At 48.6% G+C, this 21,735-nt stretch carries 30 protein-coding genes and 1 pseudogene; 29 read left to right on the plus strand and 2 right to left on the minus strand.

The annotated features are described in order from the left end of the window. Positions 1–51: 51 nt before the first annotated feature. The 19 genes and pseudogenes from NZD86_RS08920 (at position 52) to NZD86_RS09010 (ending at position 10,521) form a co-directional block, all read left to right on the plus strand. Entirely contained in the window at positions 52–420 is a 369-nt protein-coding gene (locus NZD86_RS08920; protein ID WP_268046165.1) for a replication terminator protein, read from the plus strand. After that, on the plus strand, positions 420–1,127 hold the full coding sequence (locus tag NZD86_RS08925) for a hypothetical protein (RefSeq protein WP_268046166.1): 708 nt from the start codon (positions 420–422) through the stop codon (positions 1,125–1,127). The genes NZD86_RS08920 and NZD86_RS08925 overlap by 1 nt, the downstream gene beginning before the upstream one ends. Positions 1,128–1,263: 136 nt before the next feature. Further along, positions 1,264–2,187 (plus strand): hypothetical protein, encoded by a 924-nt coding sequence (locus NZD86_RS08930; protein WP_268046168.1) that lies wholly within the window; start codon positions 1,264–1,266, stop codon positions 2,185–2,187. Further along, entirely contained in the window at positions 2,165–3,469 is a 1,305-nt protein-coding gene (gene dnaB / locus NZD86_RS08935) for a replicative DNA helicase (RefSeq protein ID WP_268046170.1), read from the plus strand. Before NZD86_RS08930 ends, dnaB begins: the two co-directional genes overlap by 23 nt. After that, positions 3,456–3,776, plus strand: a complete 321-nt coding sequence (locus NZD86_RS08940; RefSeq protein ID WP_268046171.1) for a hypothetical protein — start codon at positions 3,456–3,458, stop codon at positions 3,774–3,776. The genes dnaB and NZD86_RS08940 overlap by 14 nt, the downstream gene beginning before the upstream one ends. A gap of 88 nt (positions 3,777–3,864) precedes the next feature. Then, entirely contained in the window at positions 3,865–4,341 is a 477-nt protein-coding gene (locus NZD86_RS08945) for a DUF4406 domain-containing protein (protein WP_268046172.1), read from the plus strand. Then, on the plus strand, positions 4,313–4,951 hold the full coding sequence (locus NZD86_RS08950; RefSeq protein ID WP_268046173.1) for an MT-A70 family methyltransferase: 639 nt from the start codon (positions 4,313–4,315) through the stop codon (positions 4,949–4,951). Before NZD86_RS08945 ends, NZD86_RS08950 begins: the two co-directional genes overlap by 29 nt. After that, positions 4,948–5,559 carry a hypothetical protein gene (locus NZD86_RS08955; protein ID WP_268046174.1) on the plus strand — a complete coding sequence of 204 codons (612 nt, stop codon included), beginning with the start codon at positions 4,948–4,950 and terminating at the stop codon, positions 5,557–5,559. The genes NZD86_RS08950 and NZD86_RS08955 overlap by 4 nt, the downstream gene beginning before the upstream one ends. A gap of 202 nt (positions 5,560–5,761) precedes the next feature. Further along, positions 5,762–6,676 carry a DNA-methyltransferase gene (locus tag NZD86_RS08960; RefSeq protein ID WP_268046175.1) on the plus strand — a complete coding sequence of 305 codons (915 nt, stop codon included), beginning with the start codon at positions 5,762–5,764 and terminating at the stop codon, positions 6,674–6,676. A 15-nt stretch (positions 6,677–6,691) separates the two neighbouring features. After that, positions 6,692–7,210, plus strand: a complete 519-nt coding sequence (locus NZD86_RS08965) for a J domain-containing protein (RefSeq protein ID WP_268046176.1) — start codon at positions 6,692–6,694, stop codon at positions 7,208–7,210. 303 nt (positions 7,211–7,513) lie between these two features. Further along, the gene (locus tag NZD86_RS08970; RefSeq protein ID WP_268046177.1) at positions 7,514–7,696 is read left to right on the plus strand and encodes a hypothetical protein; all 183 of its coding nucleotides are present in this window, start codon (positions 7,514–7,516) and stop codon (positions 7,694–7,696) included. Continuing rightward, positions 7,696–7,884: a hypothetical protein gene (locus NZD86_RS08975; RefSeq protein WP_268046179.1), complete on the plus strand. Its 189-nt coding sequence runs from the start codon at positions 7,696–7,698 to the stop codon at positions 7,882–7,884. Before NZD86_RS08970 ends, NZD86_RS08975 begins: the two co-directional genes overlap by 1 nt. Before the next feature lie 33 nt (positions 7,885–7,917). Further along, a complete protein-coding gene (locus NZD86_RS08980; RefSeq protein WP_268046180.1) occupies positions 7,918–8,124 on the plus strand; it encodes a hypothetical protein in 207 nt (68 codons plus the stop codon). Continuing rightward, on the plus strand, positions 8,121–8,357 hold the full coding sequence (locus tag NZD86_RS08985; protein ID WP_268046182.1) for a hypothetical protein: 237 nt from the start codon (positions 8,121–8,123) through the stop codon (positions 8,355–8,357). The genes NZD86_RS08980 and NZD86_RS08985 overlap by 4 nt, the downstream gene beginning before the upstream one ends. Continuing rightward, positions 8,357–8,704 (plus strand): hypothetical protein, encoded by a 348-nt coding sequence (locus tag NZD86_RS08990; protein ID WP_268046183.1) that lies wholly within the window; start codon positions 8,357–8,359, stop codon positions 8,702–8,704. Before NZD86_RS08985 ends, NZD86_RS08990 begins: the two co-directional genes overlap by 1 nt. Next, complete coding sequence (locus tag NZD86_RS08995) at positions 8,704–9,159, plus strand: hypothetical protein (protein ID WP_268046184.1); 456 nt, start codon at positions 8,704–8,706, stop codon at positions 9,157–9,159. Before NZD86_RS08990 ends, NZD86_RS08995 begins: the two co-directional genes overlap by 1 nt. Positions 9,160–9,291: 132 nt before the next feature. Further along, a complete protein-coding gene (locus NZD86_RS09000; protein WP_268046185.1) occupies positions 9,292–9,663 on the plus strand; it encodes a hypothetical protein in 372 nt (123 codons plus the stop codon). After that, positions 9,660–9,929, plus strand: a complete 270-nt coding sequence (locus NZD86_RS09005) for a hypothetical protein (RefSeq protein WP_268046186.1) — start codon at positions 9,660–9,662, stop codon at positions 9,927–9,929. Before NZD86_RS09000 ends, NZD86_RS09005 begins: the two co-directional genes overlap by 4 nt. A gap of 98 nt (positions 9,930–10,027) precedes the next feature. Further along, a pseudogene (locus NZD86_RS09010) lies at positions 10,028–10,521 on the plus strand (Holliday junction resolvase RecU). A 26-nt stretch (positions 10,522–10,547) separates the two neighbouring features. Here the strand turns inward: NZD86_RS09010 and NZD86_RS24715 are convergent. After that, on the minus strand, positions 10,548–10,892 hold the full coding sequence (locus tag NZD86_RS24715) for a YmaF family protein (protein WP_407655223.1): 345 nt from the start codon (positions 10,890–10,892) through the stop codon (positions 10,548–10,550). Positions 10,893–11,053: 161 nt separating this feature from the next. On the opposite strand from NZD86_RS24715, the gene NZD86_RS09015 reads away from it, so the two are divergent. The 4 genes from NZD86_RS09015 (at position 11,054) to NZD86_RS09030 (ending at position 16,129) form a co-directional block, all read left to right on the plus strand. Next, positions 11,054–11,785 carry a hypothetical protein gene (locus NZD86_RS09015; RefSeq protein WP_268046188.1) on the plus strand — a complete coding sequence of 244 codons (732 nt, stop codon included), beginning with the start codon at positions 11,054–11,056 and terminating at the stop codon, positions 11,783–11,785. 262 nt (positions 11,786–12,047) lie between these two features. Further along, positions 12,048–13,646 carry a trypsin-like peptidase domain-containing protein gene (locus NZD86_RS09020; RefSeq protein ID WP_268046189.1) on the plus strand — a complete coding sequence of 533 codons (1,599 nt, stop codon included), beginning with the start codon at positions 12,048–12,050 and terminating at the stop codon, positions 13,644–13,646. 158 nt (positions 13,647–13,804) lie between these two features. Further along, complete coding sequence (locus NZD86_RS09025; protein ID WP_268046190.1) at positions 13,805–14,191, plus strand: hypothetical protein; 387 nt, start codon at positions 13,805–13,807, stop codon at positions 14,189–14,191. A gap of 1,611 nt (positions 14,192–15,802) precedes the next feature. Further along, a complete protein-coding gene (locus tag NZD86_RS09030; protein WP_268046191.1) occupies positions 15,803–16,129 on the plus strand; it encodes a hypothetical protein in 327 nt (108 codons plus the stop codon). 564 nt (positions 16,130–16,693) lie between these two features. On the opposite strand, the gene NZD86_RS09035 is transcribed toward NZD86_RS09030, so the two are convergent. Then, positions 16,694–16,867 carry an H-type small acid-soluble spore protein gene (locus NZD86_RS09035; protein WP_268046192.1) on the minus strand — a complete coding sequence of 58 codons (174 nt, stop codon included), beginning with the start codon at positions 16,865–16,867 and terminating at the stop codon, positions 16,694–16,696. 142 nt (positions 16,868–17,009) lie between these two features. Between NZD86_RS09035 and NZD86_RS09040 the strand changes: the two genes are divergently transcribed. From NZD86_RS09040 to NZD86_RS09065, 6 genes are all read left to right on the plus strand, one after another. Beyond that, complete coding sequence (locus NZD86_RS09040; RefSeq protein ID WP_268046193.1) at positions 17,010–17,330, plus strand: hypothetical protein; 321 nt, start codon at positions 17,010–17,012, stop codon at positions 17,328–17,330. A gap of 43 nt (positions 17,331–17,373) precedes the next feature. After that, positions 17,374–17,733, plus strand: a complete 360-nt coding sequence (locus NZD86_RS09045) for an HNH endonuclease (protein ID WP_268046194.1) — start codon at positions 17,374–17,376, stop codon at positions 17,731–17,733. Then, the gene (locus NZD86_RS09050) at positions 17,726–17,914 is read left to right on the plus strand and encodes a hypothetical protein (protein WP_268046195.1); all 189 of its coding nucleotides are present in this window, start codon (positions 17,726–17,728) and stop codon (positions 17,912–17,914) included. The genes NZD86_RS09045 and NZD86_RS09050 overlap by 8 nt, the downstream gene beginning before the upstream one ends. Positions 17,915–18,065: 151 nt before the next feature. Continuing rightward, positions 18,066–18,575 (plus strand): phage terminase small subunit P27 family, encoded by a 510-nt coding sequence (locus tag NZD86_RS09055; RefSeq protein ID WP_268046830.1) that lies wholly within the window; start codon positions 18,066–18,068, stop codon positions 18,573–18,575. Continuing rightward, complete coding sequence (locus NZD86_RS09060) at positions 18,572–20,254, plus strand: terminase large subunit (RefSeq protein WP_268046197.1); 1,683 nt, start codon at positions 18,572–18,574, stop codon at positions 20,252–20,254. Before NZD86_RS09055 ends, NZD86_RS09060 begins: the two co-directional genes overlap by 4 nt. A 201-nt stretch (positions 20,255–20,455) precedes the next feature. Next, on the plus strand, positions 20,456–21,715 hold the full coding sequence (locus tag NZD86_RS09065; protein ID WP_268046198.1) for a phage portal protein: 1,260 nt from the start codon (positions 20,456–20,458) through the stop codon (positions 21,713–21,715). The last annotated feature ends 20 nt before the right edge of the window (positions 21,716–21,735 follow it).

Here is a 21,735-nt window from a genome sequence, read left to right on the forward strand (position 1 = left end):
TTGCCGACAGTTAGTGCTTCGGGTCATACAACGGTTGAAGGGGATGAAATCATGGACTTAGCAAAAATGGCAGGCGGTGCAGTTCAAGAGCGGTTTGATACGGAGTTTCAACGGGTGCTCGACAATATCATGGATCCCAATACGAGCACAAAAGCAAAGCGGAAATTGCAATTAACGTTAACCTTTGCCACGGACGAAAATCGCGAAATTGCGCTGGTAACGGTTGATGCGAAATCTACCATCGCTCCCGCAGTTGGAATCGCCACGAAGTTCCTTATGGACCGTGATTTGAAAGGACGAGCCGTCGGCGCGGAGTTCACGCAGGCTAGGTTGTTTGAGGAAGCCGAAGTGGCGCCGAGCGAACCAGGAACAGGGAAAGTTTCGTACCTCGAGCAAAAGCAGTCAGGGGGCCTTAAGTAATGATTAAAGAAGCACTGCAATATCTCATTTCTCTCGGAAACGTGGAGACCAAAACGGTCGGAACTCAAATCCTTTCCACTCAACCAATGAGTGTCATCAAAGAGCCGACATTTGCGACCACTACAGTCCATAGCCTTTCTGGACTAGTCGAGTATCTAAAGTCGAACTTCGACGGTAACCAACCACTAATGGTTCACGTAGAGAGTCCGACATCAGTTTCCGCGTACACTGGCTTCAACCGCGACGGAGTACGTAACACGCTTATCGAAGCAAAAGCACTTCTGCCCGAATTCCGGTGCGACAAGTGGTACGACGCTGAGGAGTTTAACATCAAACTTCAGTCTGTGTTCGTTACCAACGAGGATCGTCAGAACATGCTCCAAGTCGTTGGCAACATCAAGGATGAGTCAGTCAGTACATTCGGTGACGATGGTGTATCACAGCAAGTCACTGCGAAAACCGGGGTCGCCACGGTTGCCGCTGTGCCAGTTCCAAATCCAGTTTTGTTGGCTCCGTATCGGACGTTCGTTGAGGTCAAACAACCGGAAAGCAATTTTGTGTTCCGCATGAAATCGGGTCCTTATTGCGCGCTGTTCGAAGCGGATGGCGGTGCGTGGAAGATTGAAGCGATGGACACAGTGAAAGATTACCTAGCGAAAGAGCTCAGCGAGAAGATTGCTGCTGGAAGCATCGTGTTGATCGCTTAAGGACAAACGATGCCCTGCATGTTCTGCTCAACGTGCAGGGCAATATCGGACAAAAATCTGTATTGGCCCCATTTTACACGGAAGCAAAGGACGACTCAATGGGGCCATGACGGGCCAAGAGAGGGGGATGCATTCAGTGGCTTTCATACAGACGCACCAATCACTGCGTGACCATAGAAAAATACTTGAATTGGCAGCCAGGTTGGACATGTCTGAGGCGCACGTATCGGGTCACTGTATCTTCCTTTGGTTGTGGGCCATTGATAATGCACCGGATGGCATTCTCCCCGCCTCAAATCGAATTATCGAGAGAGCTGCTGGTTGGGAAGGTGAGAGTGGTGTATTGGTTGACGCTCTTGTTTCTGTAGGTCTGCTCGAGGTTGGAGACGATCAGCAGCTACATATTCACGACTGGGATGACTACACGGGACGGCTGATCGAACAACGTAATAAGAACGCCGAGCGCATGCGTGAAGCACGTGCACGTAAGCGAAATAACACACAAACAAACAACGTGCAACAAACGTTCGATGCACGTGCAGGGGCAATAGTAGAGAAGAGTATACAAGAGAAGAGTAGTAGTGGTGATCAAGATACTCTAGGTGATCTAAGTGCCTCTGGAAGTATCAACGCCCCTTCTGAGGACAAGCATATGCTGCCACCACAACAGCTAGAACAACTATCTCTGCCGGATTATTGTCAAGAGATCGAGTTCGCCATGGTCGCATGTGGTGCCAATCCAAACTATGTCGTCAAGAAAGAGGCGCTGGATTGGGTTAAGAAATTCCATGCTTCGAAAGTGCCAATCGACTTCGTGAAAACGGGAATTCAGAAGTGCTATGACGACAATCCCGAAATACACACGTTCACCTACTGCGCGATGCGCATTGAAGAGTGGTGGGCAAAGGAATTGGCCTTTCAGACCAGTGCGGAACCAATTGATTTTCAAATGCGTCTAGCGGCAAGCCGTGCATCGCCAGGCGAATCACGTTACGTGCCTCAAGGATTGCCACCAGAAGCACAGGAGTGGGACAAGTTTGCTAAACGAGGGACTTCGTGAGACAGAGGCGTCGCTTGTTTCAACGGTGGTTAACTACCCTGAAACGCTTGATGAGGTTGATGTCACATATACGGATTTTCTAGATCAAGAGTGCAGTTTGTTGTTCCGCACGGCGGTGTACTTACGGGATCGTGGGGAAGATGTCAGCATCTTTGCCCTTATGCAGAAGTTGAAAAAACGGGTTCATTCGGGTGTCCTAGCAGAGATTTTAGACATTGCGCGAGCAATGCCTAAGAGCATCGGTCAAATTTCACTGATTGTGAGACAGGCAGCGTTATTGCGCGGAGTGGAATCGGTTGGGAAACAACTTGTGCAACTCGCCCATGACAGTACGGATCCAGCGACGGCTCTTGATGCCGCAGAGAAGGCTCTATCGGAAGTCATGAACAAGTTCGAGGGGGACAAAGGTCCAACCCACATTGGCGATGGTCTTATGGAGCACTGGGATACGATCGAGCGACGGTATCAGAACCGTGGAAAAGTCATGGGTGTGACGACGGGTCTGGATGATATCGACAGGCTTATCGGGGGATGGCAGGAAAAGGACTTTGTCATCATTGCAGCACGTCCAAGTATGGGCAAGACGGCATTCATGCTGGAATCAGCGAAAGCAACGTCTTTACAGGGGGCAGGAGTTATTTTCTCAGCGGAAATGGGCGAGGAGCAGTTATACGACAGACTACTGGCTTCTGAATCAACAATATCGCTCTTTTCCCTAAGAAACGGCCTAATCGATGACGATAAGTTTCCCGAGTTATCCCTGGCTGCAAGCTCTCTCAGTGACCGCATGTTGTACATCGACGACACTTCGCTAGTTACCATGTCGCACATCCGGTCAACATTGCGAAAGCTGAGACGGAAAGTGCCGGAAGAGACGAAGATGGTTGTCTACCTGGACTATCTGCAGTTGGTGCGGCAGAACGGCCGCAGTCGCAACGAAGAAGTCAGCGAGATAAGCCAAATGTGCAAGGCAACCGCAAAGGACTTAAATTGTACGTTTGTCGCATTATCCCAACTCTCTCGTAAGTGCGAAGAGAGGGGAAATAAACGCCCGATGCTTTCCGACCTTAGGGATTCGGGGAGCATTGAGCAAGACGCTGATATCGTCGCGTTTCTCTACCGGGATGAGTACTACAACCCCGAAACAGAGAAACAAAACATCATGGAATTTATCGTTGCAAAGAATCGAAACGGTCCAACAGGAACGGCCGAGTTGGTGTTTCTCAAGCAAAACCAGAAGTTCGTAAATCTCGCAAGGAGTGTTGGCAATGACGTTTCGTGACACGTTGACCGTCGAGCAGAGATTATATGAGTTGGAACAGAACGTAAGTCATCTCCATAGGACCATTGCAACTTCCGTGATGGGTGAGATTTCACGATTAGAGAACCGCATTAGGAACCTCGAGGCACAGTTGGGCATTCCATCATCACTGAACAACCGCAAGCCAATCGACATTTTACTGCTGTTGCAGATGACTTCTCACCAGCGGTTTCGCCCGATCACCAACCGGGAACAATTTCTCGACGCGTATCAGCAGTGCATGTCGCCGTCCGTAGGCCAAGTTTCGCCCGCGAGCAACGAGCAGTAACAAGCGGTACAGATGTGGCAAGCGAGCAACCCATAGAAGATTATTGGCCTTTGCTTTTTATCACTTTGTTCTTGAGAGGAGGCTACACATGAAAATCTACCTATCAGGACCAATGACAGGACTCCCTAACTTCAACAGAGACACGTTCAACGAAGTAGCGACCGTACTCCGGTCAGTAGGGTACGAGGTATTCAACCCAGCGGAGGTCCAGCTCGACAACGGCACGTGGGAACAGTATATGCGGGAGGATATCAAAGGAATGATGGACTGCGACCGAGTTCTGTTGCTCCCCGGGTGGCAAAAGTCAGCGGGGGCGAACGTAGAAAATCGCCTAGCTCGCGATGTAGGGATGCCCAGGCGGTCGCTAGTTGAATGGCTTGCATTCAGCGAAGAAGGGCACCGGGTCTTGGCGGAGAGCCGCCCGGTCAGCATCAGGCTGCTTGAACAACTGCTGGGTACCGCCGACACAGAGCGGGGGAACAGGGAACGCTCTCAATCGTTGTCGGTAGGTGGTTACGCCGGCGGGGGAGCGGGGGATGGTTCGAGTGATTCCATTTCCGGATAAAAAGTATTCGGTGCTGTACGCGGACCCCCCGTGGACCTACAAGGATAAAGCCGAATCGGGCAAGCGTGGCGTGGCCTTTAAATACGAGCTGATGACCATTGATGAGATCCAAGCGTTGCCCGTGCACGAGATAGTTGACGAAGACTGTGTCTTGTTCCTATGGGTGACGTGGCCGCTCCTCGAGGAAGGGCTCGAGACGATGAGAGCGTGGGGGTTCAAATACAAGACGGTCGGGTTCGTGTGGATCAAGCTCTTAAAACGGATGGACAAGCTGTTCGCGACAACGCTCAAGACGCTCCAAAAAATCACGGAGGGAACGCTCGCGGCTCGAGTCCTCAAGGCGATGCTCGAAACGATGGTTTTTTGGGGGATGGGAAACTGGACGCGGTCGAATAGTGAGGTTTGTCTCATCGGCATCAAAGGCAAGCCGAAAAGAGTCGACGCAGGTGTACATTCTGTTGTCCTCGCTCCAATCTGTGAACATTCACGTAAGCCAGATGAAGTCAGAGCACGGATTGAGCGGTTAATGGGTGACGTGCCACGGATCGAATTGTTCGCCAGAACTCGAATACCGGGATGGGACTCCTGGGGAAATGAGGTGCAGACATGACTGCTGTTCAGAAAGACGTTCCGAGACTCACAAGTGGTTCAATCGACTGGGAAAAGGTTCTCAGAGCTTACGCGAAGGGCCACGGAAAACGGATGTTTGAAGCTGTTCAGTGGCTAACAGATAGGCCGAGTTTGCGAGTTGCAGTAGAACTTCTCGGATTTGAATCGAATCAGGCGTCGGAATTAGGAAAATGGCTCGATTCACGTGGGTATAAAGTACCGCCCATCATGGCCGAGGGCGACTATGCAACGGTGGGAAATCCGAAGAAGGGCGTACCAGAACCGACGGCTGAAAAAGTCATAGCCAAGATTCACGTGTCGGCAACGCAACGGACTAGCGCTCAAGCTGTCGAGCCAGAAGGCGCGGTACCATACATCACTGTACGTATTCCCCTTGAATACACCAGGTTCCCAGATTCGACCGACATCCTCAATTCGTCGGACAGAGATGGTCTTATCCGTAACGGGATCATCTTCTTACAGAATGCGGCCGCATGGGCAACTAAAGACATCCTCGACATTATGGGTGAGGTTGACGCGGTTCCTATAGTGCAGAAGTTCATTGATCGGAAGGTTGAGGAGTTATCACAGCAGACGTTGAGTGTATAAGACCAAGCATCGGCGAGTGGCGTCACTACGGGAGATGAACAAGGAGTGTTTGCTCAGCCTCGCCGATGCCTGACTATGGTAACCGAATTCGAGGTTTCGATACGTTGAGAAAGGGTGAGTATGGGTGAGCATCGATGCAGTGTTGAGTGGGCAACACTCATAGGCTATTGCAACGGGTGATTGCCTCCAAATATTACGCTCCATGCCAGACCGGTCCGTGCAATGCTGCATCACGTCTCCGCCATATTGGGGGCTTCGAGACTATGGCGTCGCTGGTCAACTCGGACTTGAAACCACTCCGGAAGAGTATGTCGAGCATATAGTCGAGGTCTTCCGTGAAGTGTGGCGCGTTCTACGTGACGACGGAACGTTATGGCTCAACCTTGGTGATAGTTACGCATCAGGCGGAAGAGGTGGCGGCGGCTCGTATACCGATGAACGAAAAGCGTGGCATGCCCAGTCAGAGGTTAGAGGGTGGCGTAGTGCTCTAGCGGGTTTGAAGAACAAAGACCTTGTTGGCATCCCTTGGCGCGTAGCTTTTGCCCTCCAAGCAGACGGATGGTATCTGCGGAGCGACATTATTTGGGCAAAAACCAACTGCATGCCCGAGAGCGTAACGGATCGACCAACTAGAAGTCATGAATACCTGTTCCTTCTATCAAAGTCGAAACGATACTACTACGACCATGAAGCGATTAAAGAGCCAGCCGTGAACGGAGACCCAAATCAACCACGCGGCTCAATTGGAGTCATCGATAACCCGCTAAATGGCAGCCGCCGCAAACAAGATGGGGTTGGCAAACGAACGTACGACGGATTCAACGCTCGGTATCAACCAGTAGCGAAGAGAAACAAACGGGATGTTTGGACGGTGCCCACAAGCGCATATGAAGAGGCACATTTTGCAACGTTTCCTCCAGCGCTGATTGAACCCTGCATTCTGGCCGGTGCCCCGGAAAACGGTATTGTACTTGACCAATTCAACGGAGCTGGAACTACCGGACTTGTGGCAACCAGGCTAGGGCGTCGATACATCGGGATTGAGTTGAATTCGGCCTATGTAGCGATGTCGGAAAGGCGGATCATCTCCGATGCTCCTTTGCTTAACACGCTATGAGAGAAGGTGAATTGGATGTCAGACGGCCGACGCAAGCAATATGCGGGCCCTGAGTTTTATGAACGTAAACTGGAACTCGTCATGGAACGGTTCGGGGTAAAGAAAGACGATTGTGAGTGGAATTGGGACAGGTTTGGCGGGTGGGTACAGTTCCGTTTGAAGGGCGAGCTATACCGATTCGAACACTCTGTTGAAAAGGCGAAAGCCAAAGGGAACAAACTGACATATGGTTCTGACGCCTTTGCGCAGATCGTCCTGACACTCGAGGATTTGGCGAGAATGCAGGAACGCGGGATATACGAATTGACCACCTGGATAGCAGGCCTTAAGTTCCTTCCTCCAGTGGTCGAAGTACCTACCTTCTTTCGTCAGATGGGCTTCACGGACCTGCCAGCCAGCACGGATGACGTCAGAGAGCGGTACCGGACCTTGGCTAAGCAACTGCATCCTGATGCCGGCGGTAATGCGGAAGACTTTCAAAATCTCCAGAAGGCAGCAGAACAAGCGGTGAAGTGGTTTGGGGAGCGAGGGTGATATGGGTGGCCTCGGGGGCAATCGTTGGTGAGTGTCCCGTATGTAATGAATGGATATACGAAGATGAATGGGATTTGGCAGGAGACATCATGGTTCATGCCCGATGCAAGCGTAAGAGATTAAGACTCTGCCAAGACTGCGGGAGCCAGCATGCAAACAAGGTTAAGCACATATCTCTAACGCCTGGTCTTTACTTATCGTTGCCGTCATGGGCATGGCTTTGTCCCAGTTGTACGGATAAACGAGCCGCCGAATATAGGGAGCAAGCAAAGACAGGCCAGGTCAAGTTTCGAGGGTGAGCGCATGAAATGGCTATTCTCCATGTGGGCACGCCAACCGTACACGATACCGTTGATATGGCTAAACATCAGCATGGCAACTCTCACTGGAATCGAGGACTGGCTAAAGGGAACATACCCATTCACACCTGCAATGTGGGTGATGATCGAGATAGCGGCACTATACGGAGTTTATAAGGTGAGGTGATGACATCAAAGCATGCAGAGAAGGTTGACGGGAATAGCTGCTGCGGCGGTGGTACTTGGTGCATTAGGACAGGACATGATGCCTGCTCCATCGATTGCACGGATGCCACGGCGTCAGAGTCACAAGCTCTGGACGTGCAGGAAGTGCAGCGAGAAGTTCCACCCGAACATGAGCAAGTCATTGTGTGACGACTGTATCAAGCGAAGGGATGGGGAATGAGGATGGATGAAATTGAACGCAAGTTTACGATGGATTTGTTAGAGGGATGTCTGAATGAGGAAGGCTATCGTGTCGATCACCGATGGGACGCTTTCACGGAATCATCGTCTGCATTACGCGTATTCCCTAGACGCGCCGAAAATGATCGTCCCACTTTGCGAAAGAGTTTTATCGTGAAGGTCATGTGGCAAGAAGGCGAATCCGAATGAATCAGCGTGTATCCGATGAACGGTTGGATTTTATTGCGAAGAGAATGACGATGGGTGCCTATCCGACGAAAAAGGAATCGCGTGACATCGTTGCTGATTTACAGGATGCGAATGAGGAGATTAAGCGGCTGAATGCGATTGTTAATTCGATTCCAGAGATAGTTAAGCGTGTAACGACATTTCAGCCATCTTTGCGCTCCGCTATTCAACCAATATTAAGAGGTGAATCCTAATGCCACAGTACGATTGGGCGAAGATGGCGCCAAGGGAACCTGTAGCTTGGTTTGCTGAACATATGGAAGAAACGTTGCGGAGAAACGACCATAAAGGCGGTTGGGATGATTGCAGCACACGATGGCTACTCAGCAGGTTACATGAGGAGCTAGACGAACTTGCTGAATCAATGAGTGGTCGTTGTGGTTGTAGAGAAGCGGACTGCCCGCATGTGCTATTAACGCCGTGGGATATGGCGAATAAAGATCGCGTGATTCAAGAGGCAACGGACGTAGCGAATTTCGCGATGATGATAGCGGACAAGGCTAGACATGCTGCTCTACGTGCAAAAGGAGTTGATGTGTGATGGCACTCACAAGAGAACAGGTGGAACAATTGATAGCGGCGTCGGAACGGGCGACAACGCACAGAGGAAAGTGGGTAGTACGGAAAGATACTATCGTTGGCGTAGAGAACCAAGGTGACATATGCGAAGTCAAAGTGGCTAGATTCGAACCGACCACTTATCACAACGCCGAATTCATCGCACAGTCCGGTAACCTCATGCCGGAATTGGCGCGTGGCTATCTGCAAAAGGACGCGGAAATACAACGCAAGAATGCACAGATACAACGGATGCGTGATGAACTTGTACGAGTCGCAAATATGCTAGAGAAGTGGTCAGAAAAGTATCCGAGTAGTGAACTGATGGTGTCCGACACGGTTGAGTTATTGGAGTTTGAAGTCGATAACATTCGTGAATTTCTCGCAGACATAGACGCAAATAGCGGAGCAGACGCAGAGGATGGTGGGACGGAATGATACCTTGGATTGTCTGTTTGTTCAAAGGCCATCTGTGGAAACGAGTGTCTGGATAAGACTGGTGGATTTGTGAAATCGAGAAGTGTCAGAGATGTTCTAAAACACGCGAATTCTAGAAGGGAAGCGGTCAGAGTGACGGATGCAGAAAAGCGACTTCAATTTACACCGACCGAGGAACAAGCATATGCAGCACTTCAACAGTTGATTAACGGGGAACACTCGCTGCACGTACCCCCATTGCCAGAAGACGCAGATATTGTGATTGGAAATGTGATTCGGGAGTGGGAAGCGGCTGATCAGACGATAGCGGAGAAAGATAAAACAGTCACTGATATGAGCGGACAGATTTATAGACTAAACCAGATATTAACAGAGAAGAGTGCGGAGATAGAACAACTCAAAGAAATGTGGAATATCGCTTACGGATATGGTGTGCGAGTCGAGGTTGAAGCGGTAACAGGAGAGATATGGCGGCACTACATCGAAAGGAATGATCTCGCATGACAGATGGGCGCGTGTTGAGTGAGGGAGAGGTCAGCCGGGCTGAACAAGGTTCGTTTTTTACTTCAATTTCAAGATTTATAGCCACGATCCGTGACTTGCAACGCCAGGTGTCGGAGTTAACTGAGGAACGGGACGATTACAAAGCAGCGTTGGAACAAATAGATAACTACCCAAACGGGGAAGCGCTTGTATACGTCGGGGAAATAAAAGGTATCGCGCGTGGGATGTTAGCTAAGCACGCACCACGACAGGAGGATGAGACATGAAGTCACTGCGCCAACGACGCAAAGCTGAAGACGCAGCTCTATCCATAACCATTCAGTCTCACGCGAATCGTGGGCGAAGTCTTGAAACGATGATCAACATGACAAACGCTCAGTACCGCCGAAACAACTGGGCCCTGGTGGATAAGATACCGACGCCTATAAAGAAGTTGCGCGACTACAATCGTGGGACGTTTATCGCCGTGTGGGAAAGCAAATCGAGCGTTGATTACCAGGGCGTCTACAACGGTCGCGCAATCGTGTTCGAGGCTAAGATGTGCCGGGAAGAGAAACGGTTTCCGCTGGCAAACATCCATGACCATCAGATAGCGTACCTTAAGCAAGCTGAACAACAGGGAGCCATTACTTTTCTAACATCGACTTCGCAAAGTTAGATGAGGTGTACTTGGTACCCGGACAGTATGCCGTAAAGTGCTGGCATAACGCGCAGGCAGGGGAGCGCAAATCAATCCCTATCGAAGCTATCCGGGAATTTGGGATGAGAGTGAGAACTGGACGCGGGGTGGTCTTGGATTACCTGACCGTGGTGGACAAGCTGTGGACGAGTGGGATGAAAAATACCGCCGCAGCATAAGCCGGGCGGCAACACTTTAGAAAACCCTAAGGTCTACTATTGCCAATGAACCTATTAACAGTTGTTGTACCTGTTACGCGGTGAGTGTGACCATTAGCGGAATTGAACATAATTGTAAACCTGTGAAAGTGTCTTGGACCGCCACCATGTGGACCTGTTCCGTTAATTGCAGGACCTGTTGTTCCTGAGTAAGTGTGTCTGTGTCCATTCTGGGTGGTAGTAATACCATGAAAGGTATGCATATGGGTACCTGGTTTGAAAATGACCACGTCTGAGACGTTTTCGAACAGATGTGCATGGTTCTTGTTTGTCGAAGTTACGCCGGACATAATGTGCCGGACGCGATTTACCGGGTCCTTTTTTCGAGCCATACAGAATTTCCTCCTTCATGAATGGTTGTTATGCATGAAACGCAAAAGGACATCGTCTTGGAATGGACACGTACCCATACAAATCACAATGGCAAGAAGTGTGAACACATGAGTAGACCACAGGTTATTCACAACCTTCTGCGTATAAGCGGGGTGATTTAATGCAACAACAGGAGGCAAAACCGAAGCAAGAAACGTTTGACCTAGAAGTAGAAAGTTTTAGTGACCGCGAGAAGCTAATCATCCGTCGATTACGGGAGTTCTACACCATCGACCGGGATATCCGAGAAGCGGAAGAGTGGGCAAGAGGCGATAACCTTCCGTTTGAACCATCTATCACAGCTTCGGCGCCGAGAGATGACGATCCAATAGTGAGACGTATTCTACAACACGATGTACTGCCTCCGGAGGCCCAAAAAGTCGTCAATAGCGTTCAAACGTATGTGTCACCAGATGAATTCCACTACGCCGCTACATACAGAGTGACACGACGATTAGAACGGATTGAGCCAGTGACGTGGGAGCATGAGGAACATATTGAGATGGTGCTGAAACTGTTGAAAGAACGATACGGTGAACCAGAAGAGTACCTAGAGCTAACAGAGACGGAGCGGCTTGCAATTAAGCGCGAGGCTTACATCATGGATGCGCGGGAACGGTTGCCTATCCTTCGTGAGCGGAAACGAATCATCAAACAGGCCATGGATGACTTGGAGATGTACTACCCAGAGTGGTGGACCATTCTACACTACAAGTACGTGCTGAGAAAACACTGGAAGACGGTTTGTAAGGTGGCTGCAAGAGATGGTGTACCTCTTACGGACGAGGAATACCGATTAAGTCGAAAAAAGGCGTTACATCAGTTTGATAAGTGGGCTGTCGGACTAAGGTAATAGAAAGCATAAGGGCATAGATCAATCTGGAGTGCTGAAATAGGAAGGATATTGTAGATATAAAGTCGAATTTTCATTATCAGGCGTAGGTGCATAGGGGATGAAATTGATTTTCACTGTGTTTATGCGGTGATGTTCTTCAAGGTTACCTATATTTCCTTGTTCGACGTGTCCTTATATCGTCGTATGTGGTCTCGGCCATGCAAGGTAGAATTAAAATCCCCTATGTACCTCGCGTTTTTTGCGTGCACTGGAGGTACATATGAACACCGAGCTTACTACGCCTGCGGATCAGCTAAAAAATAAGTTTTTCTCTCTACAAGAGCCATCTGATGTGGCCGACATGCTTGAAGTCCCTTATAAAGTGCTAATGTATATTGTTTATCGTAAGCCATTACACTTGCAATATAAACGTTTTGAAATTAAGAAACGCCTTGGGGGAGAAAGGGTAATTACCGCTCCCAGGTCCTCGATAAAAATTTTACAGCAAAAATTGAACTATGTATTGAGGCTAATATACAGGCCTAAAGCTTGTGTTCATGGATATGTTAACGGGCGAGATATTCGGTCGAATGCACGTATACATGCGAATAAGCGGTGGGTTTATAATGTAGACCTGTTGAATTTCTTTCCGTCAATCAATTTTGGTCGTGTTCGTGGCATGTTTATGAAGTATTTTGATTTACCCGATGCATGCGCAACTGTCTTAGCGCAAATATGTTGTTATAACAACGAGCTTCCGCAGGGCGCCCCCACATCCCCTATTATCTCAAACATGATTTGTGCGGTTCTTGATCGTGATTTAATGTATTTGGCCAAGTCATCGTCGTGTAGTTATACTCGTTACGCGGATGACATTGTATTCTCAACCACGAAGAAAAACTTTCCCCATCATATAACGAGTGAAATTCAGCGAATTGTTGAACAGAACGGATTCTCAATAAACCCGAAAAAGGTCCGACTGAGTCAGTACTTTCAACGCCAAGAGGTTACGGGGCTTACGGTGAATAAGTTTCCGAATGTAAGACGTCAGTTCATAAAAGAAGTGCGAGCTGTTCTTAATGTTTGGGAGAAGTATGGACCGGAGGAAGCTCAACAATTTTATCGAACAAAGTATGGAATTGAAAATCGTAATCCTGTAAACGATTTCTGGAACTTAGAAAACACAATGAAAGGAAAAATAAATTACATTAGAATGGTAAGGGGCGAGTCTAATTCCATATATCAAAAGCTAGCGGATAGATACAACAAATTGGTTGGGAGTGGCTTCCCTGTTTACAATCGTTCGATACTCGAAGCAGTTTCTCCATCACTTTGGGTATTAGAGTCTGATGAGGAACTTGAACAGGGTACGGGCTTCATGTTAAACGGGGTTGGTCTTGTCACGTGTGCACATGTTGTTAAAAAGGATACGGTAGCATACCGCACTTGTGATACATCAAAGAAGTATAGTGTCAAGACTTCTAGGATCCACCCACTCCGAGACTTTGCAATATTGTCCATTGACTATGACGACTGCATTGGATTGGAACCGAGTTTTGATGAAGGAATCGAAATAGGTAAAAATATTATCCTTGTTGGTTATCCGAATTATCAGGTTGGTGATACCCCGTACATACAGAACGGTGCAATAACGATGGAGCGAAAGGTGAGGTCTTCTGGTATTGAGCAGAAGAGGTTTATGATCAGCGCATCTATTATATACGGAAACAGCGGTGGCCCAGTTCTTAACGAAAGTGGAAAAGTAATTGGAATCGCTGTAACTGGTCAACCCAGTTTAGTGACACCGAGTCACTCTGATCGTACGGAGAAACATGGTGTGATTCCCATAGGAGATATTCTTATTCCAGTACCGGATTGAGGTGGGGTTTCTCAATAACAACAGTTAAACAACAGCAGATCAACAGTATATGGGTAAAAAACCCGTGTAATATGGTACTTGGGAACTCTAACGGAAGACGCTTGCTAACCCGCAGGCGTCTTTTTCGTTGTTCCAGTCGCCAAGGAGGTGATGCCTTGGTGCTCGAACGGAAGAACACGCTGGGTCCCGTTCCCGGCGTTGATTTCGCGACAGTGGATGTTCAAGGTCGCCACAAGGAATGTCGAGAAACCGACGCTGGGAGCGAGTCGTGGTCTAAAGGTCACCCTAAAGCGCTTGGTACGAGTCTGTCGGTGAAGACTCTTCATTTGTTGAACGTGTTGGCATCTGTTGCATACTCTCTAGGCGTAACAGTCTGCGTTCAAGGCTTTCCAGCCTACGCTCGTGTTGCTCTAAGCGCTCGTCGTATGGCGTCTGATACGCTGCCTGCTGTGCGGCATACCCGGGATATTGCTGTGAGTACGATGGATAGTATTGATATGCTTGTTGCTGCGGGTAAACATATGGCTGTTGACCGTATGGTGTAGCCGCCTGCCGATGATGATCAAGCATTCTTTTGTTCTCCTCCTAGATAGTGGTTTCTATACGCCTAAACATATGTACTTCAGGGCAAATGCCGGTAGGTATAACAGCCTATTCTTCTCGTCAAAGTAAACACGTATGATGAATGACTTACTTACTTTGGTTTTAGGGTGAGTAATATACAGCATCTTCTCGCGAGGAGGTGCTTGAATGTTCGGTGGATACACACAGTGGGCGGTCGTGTTTCTAATCATCTTCGTACTGTTCATTTTAATCGTTCCTGCAACTGGTTATGGTGGCGGAGCAGGAGCTCACGGTGCGTGCTGAGTTTCAAAAATCATGCTGTTCCTAGGTCACACTTCGGTGTGGCCATTTTGGTGTACAAGCCCAAATGTAAATCCCGCGAGCACGTAGCAGAAACATTGAGCTCAAAGTGGACTCGCGAGCAAACCATATAAAACTGTTTTAGGGTGGTGGTGTCATGAAACCATGCTGGGTATGCAATTACAACGTAAAGCCCAATACACGACCAATCAATTGCACTTTGTGTCATGGGAGAGTAGTAACACCATCCGACGAACAGGTGAAGAGGTTGGAACAGCGTGAGCGGGATCGCAAGAACTGGGAAACGATGATGAGCTCCCGAGACACGTTCGAGAAACGCGGGGGCAAGGTCAAGCAGAGACGTCGAGGTCGAGGATAGCGGGGGATGACACTTGGATCTGTCCGCCGAGTTTCATCCTGTCCCGAAGCCGAGCAAAGCCTCCAAGCAAAAACGGCCATATAAGAAGTGTCGCAGTGAGCGAGCAAAGTCGAAGGAGTTTCCGCCAAAGGTAAAGCACGTTGTGCGGGAGCGGTCCAATGGATTGTGCGAGCGCTGCAAATGCCGCCGATTAATGCATTTCCACCACTGTCACTTTCGGAGCGAAGGAGCCATCTGTACGAACGACCTCAGCAACTGTCTCGGACTCTGCGATCGCTGTCATTTATGGGACGATGACAGTGCCCATAAGAGTCGCGAGACACGGCTCTGGTGCATTGCAGAGGCGAAACGTCTGGCGAGGCTAACGGCCTCCTAAAGTGGCTAGAAGGCTCAGATTAGCATGGAACGAATAAGCGGGGGGTGAACAAACGTTGATGAGCGACGGAACGGGAAAACAAAGCAGTTAAGACGAGCCATCGAATAGGAGGAAATAACCCCGAAACCGCAGAATTTGTTAGCGGGAGGGTGAATGGTGACATTTGACTATTCGAAAGTGTTTGAGCCAATGAGGCATGAGATATACTTGGCACTTGCCTATTTAATTGGCATGTTTGTAGCGGCCTTACTAGTTGGATTTATTTTGAGTAGGGCGTTGCCTAAAAGTATTCGAAAAGGCGTTCAGAAATTTATAAGCCTTGTGTGTTTTCTAGGAGGGCTTTGGTACTTCTTGAGTCACATTAATGCAATCCTTCATGTTTAGATTACGTCCCGCAATGGCGGGATTTTTTATTTTCTGAGCGTAGCCTAGGACGGTCACCCTTTCGCGAATGTTTAACCCATGGGCGCTCGCCCGTCCTAGAGTGCGTTTAGACAACCTGGTAAAACATAAACTGAAATGTCTGGAGGTGACGAAGTGGATGCTATTGGACCAGAATTGAGGAATTACTGTTATATGGTGCAAAGAGGTAAGCCTGCGGCATCCATGGCGCTCCAAACCAGATATGTAGAAGAAGCTACCACAATCGCAACCGAGGAGTATCAGTTGCATATATACACCGAGGAACTTAGTGACGGTTGGGTCACGTTCTGGGTATACAAATACAGTCATATCCTCAATGTGATAAAAATGACGCCGCAGGAACCAGTAACAACGTTTGACCACTGGCTACTCGGTAAGTTATTCGGATACGAAGAAGCAGCCATTCAAGAGTTTCTGTCTGTTAAACACGAACATAGTTAGTTTTGCTGCACTTCGGACATGGCGGCAACCTGTCGGTTGCATCATCCAAATGAACAACGAGTTAGTTTGCTCATTCATATTATAAGAGAGACGAAAATCTTGGAGTTAAAAAACTTTATTGGGAATAACTGAGGTTATTGCGGAATAGTTTTCAAACGAGATGGCAGGAAATCCCCCTTCGGCCTATTGGGCAGGGAGGACGTGGACATGGAACACTTTGTGGTGATGGAGCACCTATTGGTGATGCTGCAAATTTGTCTGCTAAGCCTGCAAATTGTTGATCTTTTCAAGCGCCTCATTCACAAACGAGGTATTTCGAATATGTTGCATGGTACATTACGTACCTTACGGAAACGAGTAATACACCTTACTCACATCCGTAGGTGATGGAGGAGGGGGCTTTCCCTGTCATGCTCATAAATATATGTTCCTTGGTCTATGTAGGATAACTTTTAAATGTGACGGAATTAATTCACAGATTAATGTATTGATTTAACTGACCCGCTTCGGCGGGTTTTTCTTTTGTCCAAATATGCGATAACACGAAGGAGTTCGTGGATCGCGTCAGTTTTCGCGTAAATCATTAAGAGGGGCATTTGCTACAGCGCCATCCTCGTAATGGATTTCGGCGTATGCATTGGACTCGAACACTTGATCAATATGAACAGGAACGCCGCGGTACTCTACATTGATAATTTTGGACGATTCCATAATTTCCTTAGCACGTTGGATGTCCAAGTCATACACTCCCAAGTAGGTTTGGTTTATTTCACTCTGAAGAGTTACCAAAAGACCGATATGCTATACAAGTAAACGTGGTCGACTAGTTGCAGGAACCTTCTGATACTTGCAGAAACTGTTAGTAGGAGGGTGATGGGTAATGTCAGAATGGGCAGAAGACATAAGGCAACGAGTTCTAGGCTATAACCGATATAGATCGGAAGTAAGAGGTATTTTGAAAAAATTATTAAATGAGATTAAGACAAACGAGCTTGGAGCTGACTTGTCTGAGGCTTCTGTAGAACCGTTGGAATATGAAATTCAGGTTGGTCCGTGGAAGCGTACAATTACACAGCGGAAAATCAATGAGGCACGTAAAATTACCGAGGTAGATGGCCGAGGAAATGTCAAAGTTATAGGAGAACGTGACCTGGAAGAGGCACTTAGAATTTTGCTTTACCAAGAATTAGATTGGAAATGACCCGCTTCGGCGGGTTTTTCTTTTGCCCTAATGAGGTGATACGATGCCCAGCAAACCAATGAAGCCATGCTCGCAGCCTGGGTGCTCGGCACTCACCCGTGAACAGTATTGTGAAAACCACAAGCAATATACCCGAGAGCACGACTGCTACCGGGGGACATCAGCACAACGCGGGTATGACTCACGATGGCGCAAAGCAAGGCTGGCATATCTCAAGAAACATCCGCTATGTGCCGAATGTGAACGTGAAGGAAGTTTGACCCCGGCCACTGTCGTTGACCATATCGTACCGCACAAGGGCGATAAGAAGCTATTTTGGGACAAGAACAACTGGCAGCCGATGTGTAAGCCACATCATGACGCAAAGACTGCGAAAGAGGATGGAGGATTCGGTAATGGGTGATAAAGACCTAAGTTTGAAAGTAAACACGGCGCCGTGGTTCGCACTACTTTGTAAAGAATTTACCGATGCAGGGCAACGGGCTCTAGAAGCTGGCGTTCGACCCGACATTGTCTATGAGAGTATCCGCGCCGCTCTGTTGGCAGTAGTTACCGAGGCACTGCAGGTCAACGTCGAGAGCTAGGCGTCTATGGTATGAAACACCGCTCAAATGCCGCCTTGGGATCGCTGGGTAGGGGGATACAAATCTCTATAGCATTTTTCCCTGTAGACCGCGTGGGCCTACGGGGCGCACAAAATTCGTTTTAAATCATAAAAGGGGTAAAGGGTTGGAGGTGGTTAAGATGGGGCGAAAAGCAATTCCGGTACATCTCCAATTGTTAAATGGTAATAAAAATCGGTTGACTAAATCTGAGATTGAAAAACGCGTGGAAGCGGAGCGGTCACTTCGTCCACGCGATGACAACATAAAGCCTCCTCCATGGTTGAACAGCCTAGCCAAGAAGGAATTCAAACGCATCGCCAAGGAACTCCACGATTTGGACCTCATTACAAACATCGATGTGAACGCACTAGCGGCTTATTGCGATGCCTATGCCGACTACGTTGAATGTACGCGTATCATCCGCAGCGAGGGTTTGCTGGTGGAGTACACCAATAAGGCAGCCGAGACAAACAAGGTGCCACATCCTCTGTTGACAAAGAAAAAACAATTGCATGAGCAGATGCGGTCACTGGCGTTGGAGTTTGGGTTGACTCCTAGCTCCAGGGCGAAACTGGCGATGCCCAAGCAGGATGGAAAGAGTAAAACCGAAGAGGAAGAACTCTTTGGCGATAGGTTATGAACCTGGTTGAACGCATAGTTGAATATTCCAATGGCGTGATCGATGGGGCGATTCGAGCGTGCAAAAAACATAAGTCTGCATGCCGTCGATTCCTGCGCGATGTGGAAAGAATTCCAGACGAGTCATTCTTGTATGAGTTTGACGCGGACGAGCTGTACTCATTTTACAAATGGGCGTCTATGTTCCGGCACACCAAGGGCATTCTTGCCGGTCAATACATCCAACTGACTGACTTTCAGTTGTTCAATGCGGCGAACATTCTATGCTGGAAGAATAAAGTCACTGGGTATCGTCGTTTTCGTAAAGCGTACATTCAAGTGGCACGAAAGAATGCAAAGTCTCAGTTTCTGGCCCTCATCACTTCTTATTGTGGATTTCTCAGCGACGAACAAGAGGAGTGTTATATCGCCGGTTGGGGCCGCGAGCAATCAAGCATCGTTTACAGTGAGATAGCAACGCAAATAGCGGCCTGCGACCTACTGAAGGGTAAATATACCGACAGCTATGGAAAGATCACCCACCTGAAAAGTGGGTCTGTCATTCAACCGTTGTCCAAAGAAGCACGGAAGACAGGCGACGGTAAAAACCCGAGTATTGCTGTCATTGATGAGTTCCATGTTCATGAAACAAGTGAGATTTACGACGTGCTGATTTCTGGCATGGTTGCCCGAAAGAATCCGCTTATCGTGATCATTACAACAGCTGGCTTCGATATGTCTCGCCCGTGTTTTACGGAATACCAATACGTCTCGAGCATTGTGGATGAGAACTCGCCAATTGAGAATGACGAGTATTTTGTCATGATCTGTGAGCTTGACGAGGAGGACGACATCAATGATGAGTCCGTCTGGATTAAGGCAAACCCGATTGTTGCCACTTATGACGAGGGCATTAGTTTTCTGCGAAGTGAGCTCAAGGCCGCAAAGGATGTACCAGAAAAGATGCGGTCGTTCCTCACAAAGAACATGAACAAGTGGATCGACCAAAAGCCGGATGGTTTTATGCATCTGGACAAATGGCGGTCATGCGCAGTGGACTCAATTCCAGATCTGACACAATATCCGTGCTATGCGGGCGTAGACTTATCGGCCACCACGGACCTTACCTCCGTCGGGTTTGTCTATCAGCTTGACGATGGCATGTATTTTGTTCGACAACGGTCGTTTATGCCGGAGGATAAGCTGGCTGAACGCAGGCAAACGGACAAAGTCCCTTATGATTTGTGGGTGCGACAAGGTTGGCTTTTTGTAACGCCTGGTTCCATCGTTGATTATTCGTTTATTGAGTCATACATCATGAAGGCTCGTGATGACGACCATACCATACGGGAAATTGATTTCGATAAGTGGAACGCGAGCCATTTTGCTCAAAACATGGAGAACGAGGGGTTCACGGTAGTCGAAATCCCGCAGTCGATTCGCCATTTGTCGGAGCCTACCAAAGCATTTCGTGCAGAGGTCTACAAAGGGAACGTATTGCATGAGAACGATCCGCTGTTAACGTGGGCAATTGGCAATGCAATCACCCGGGTTGATGCACAGGAGAACATCATGCTTGATAAAGCTCGGTCGACAAATCGGATCGACCCGATTGCAGCGGTGATTAACGCGTTTTCTCGTGCGATGGGGCACGAATCCAAGGAATCTGTGTACGAAAAACGCGGTATGCGGAGACTTTGAGGGGGGGGATGTCTATCTGATGGACCAAGAACAGAAGAAACCCAGAATGAAGTTGGACTTTATCCAGGATGCCTGCCTATTGGCGGGTTTTTTTATGGTCGGATACGGATTGTGGCGAGTGTATCCCCCGGCTGCACTCATCACTTGCGGTGGGATGCTCCTCTGGGTTGGCCTGCCACCTCGTGAAAGGAGGCGTGAATGATGGGCCTTCTAACTCGACTGGTCGCCAAGAACCAAGTGACAGGAGGCTATTCTCCGGATGGTTTTTTTGAGCGATATTGGGCACGCATTGGGGGATTCAATAACCACTCAGGGGTACCAGTGAATGAAGAATCTGCACTTCGCTTCATCACGGTGTATTCGTGCGTGAGAGTCCTGTCTGAAGCACTTGCTTCACTTCCGCTATACGTGTACAAGTCACGGTCTGACGGTGGTGCTGACAAGGCCCCGGATCATCCGGTGTACGACTTGCTCTATGCTGAGCCGAACGATGAGATGAACACGGTCACTTGGCGCGAGCAACAGATGAGCAGTCTAGTCATTTCAGGTAATAGTTATTCGATTATCACTATGAATGGCCGTGGGCAAGCCGTTGACGTATATCCAGTGCCATGGGAGCGGTGCTGGCCTTACAGGGATCCTGATGACTGGAAGATTAAATACCGTGTAAATGACCGTGGCAAAAGCGAAGTGTTTCCTGCTGAACAAGTATTTCATATTCCTGGGCTTGGTTGGGACGGCATTCTCGGATACAGTCCGATCCGTATGGCGGCTGAATCGATTGGTGTCGGTATGGCGGCTGCAGAATTTGCTGCTAGATTCTACGGCCAGGGTATGAATGCCGGGGGTATCCTCGAACACCCAAACGAACTTAGCGACAAGGCATATGACCGATTGAAAGAGGATATTGCAGAGAGTTGGAGCGGTATTCGCAACGCCTGGAAGCCGATTATTTTGGAAGACGGCATGAAGTACAACCGTATTTCGATGCCGATGGCTGATGCGCAGTTTGTTGAGACTCGAAAGTTGGCACGGGATGAGATATGCGGTCTATTTCGCGTGCCGCCCCACATGATTGCCAACCTTGACAAGGCTACATTCTCGAACATCGAGCAGATGAGCCTTGAATTCGTGATGTATTCCTTGATGCCGTATATCTCAAAGTGGGAGAACGCAATCAACTGGAAGCTATTCTCGAAGAGAGATCGACAACAGGGATACTTCGTGAAATTTGACCTCAATGAGTTGCTTCGTGCGGACTATGTGAGCCGTCAAAATGGTATGGCGATTCAACGTCAAAATGGCGTCATTAACGCTGATGAATGGCGATCGGTCGAAGGTCGCAATCCGATTGGTGGTGATGCGGGTAAGGCATATCTGGTGAATGGGAACATGATGCCAGTGAGTCATCAACTGAATATTGCTCCACCATCAAATCCGGTTCCCGGCAAAACCACGTAAGCCGGAGAAAGGGGTGAAAT

Origin of the sequence: Alicyclobacillus dauci (genome assembly GCF_026651605.1) — a bacterium.
Lineage (GTDB): Bacteria > Bacillota > Bacilli > Alicyclobacillales > Alicyclobacillaceae > Alicyclobacillus > Alicyclobacillus dauci.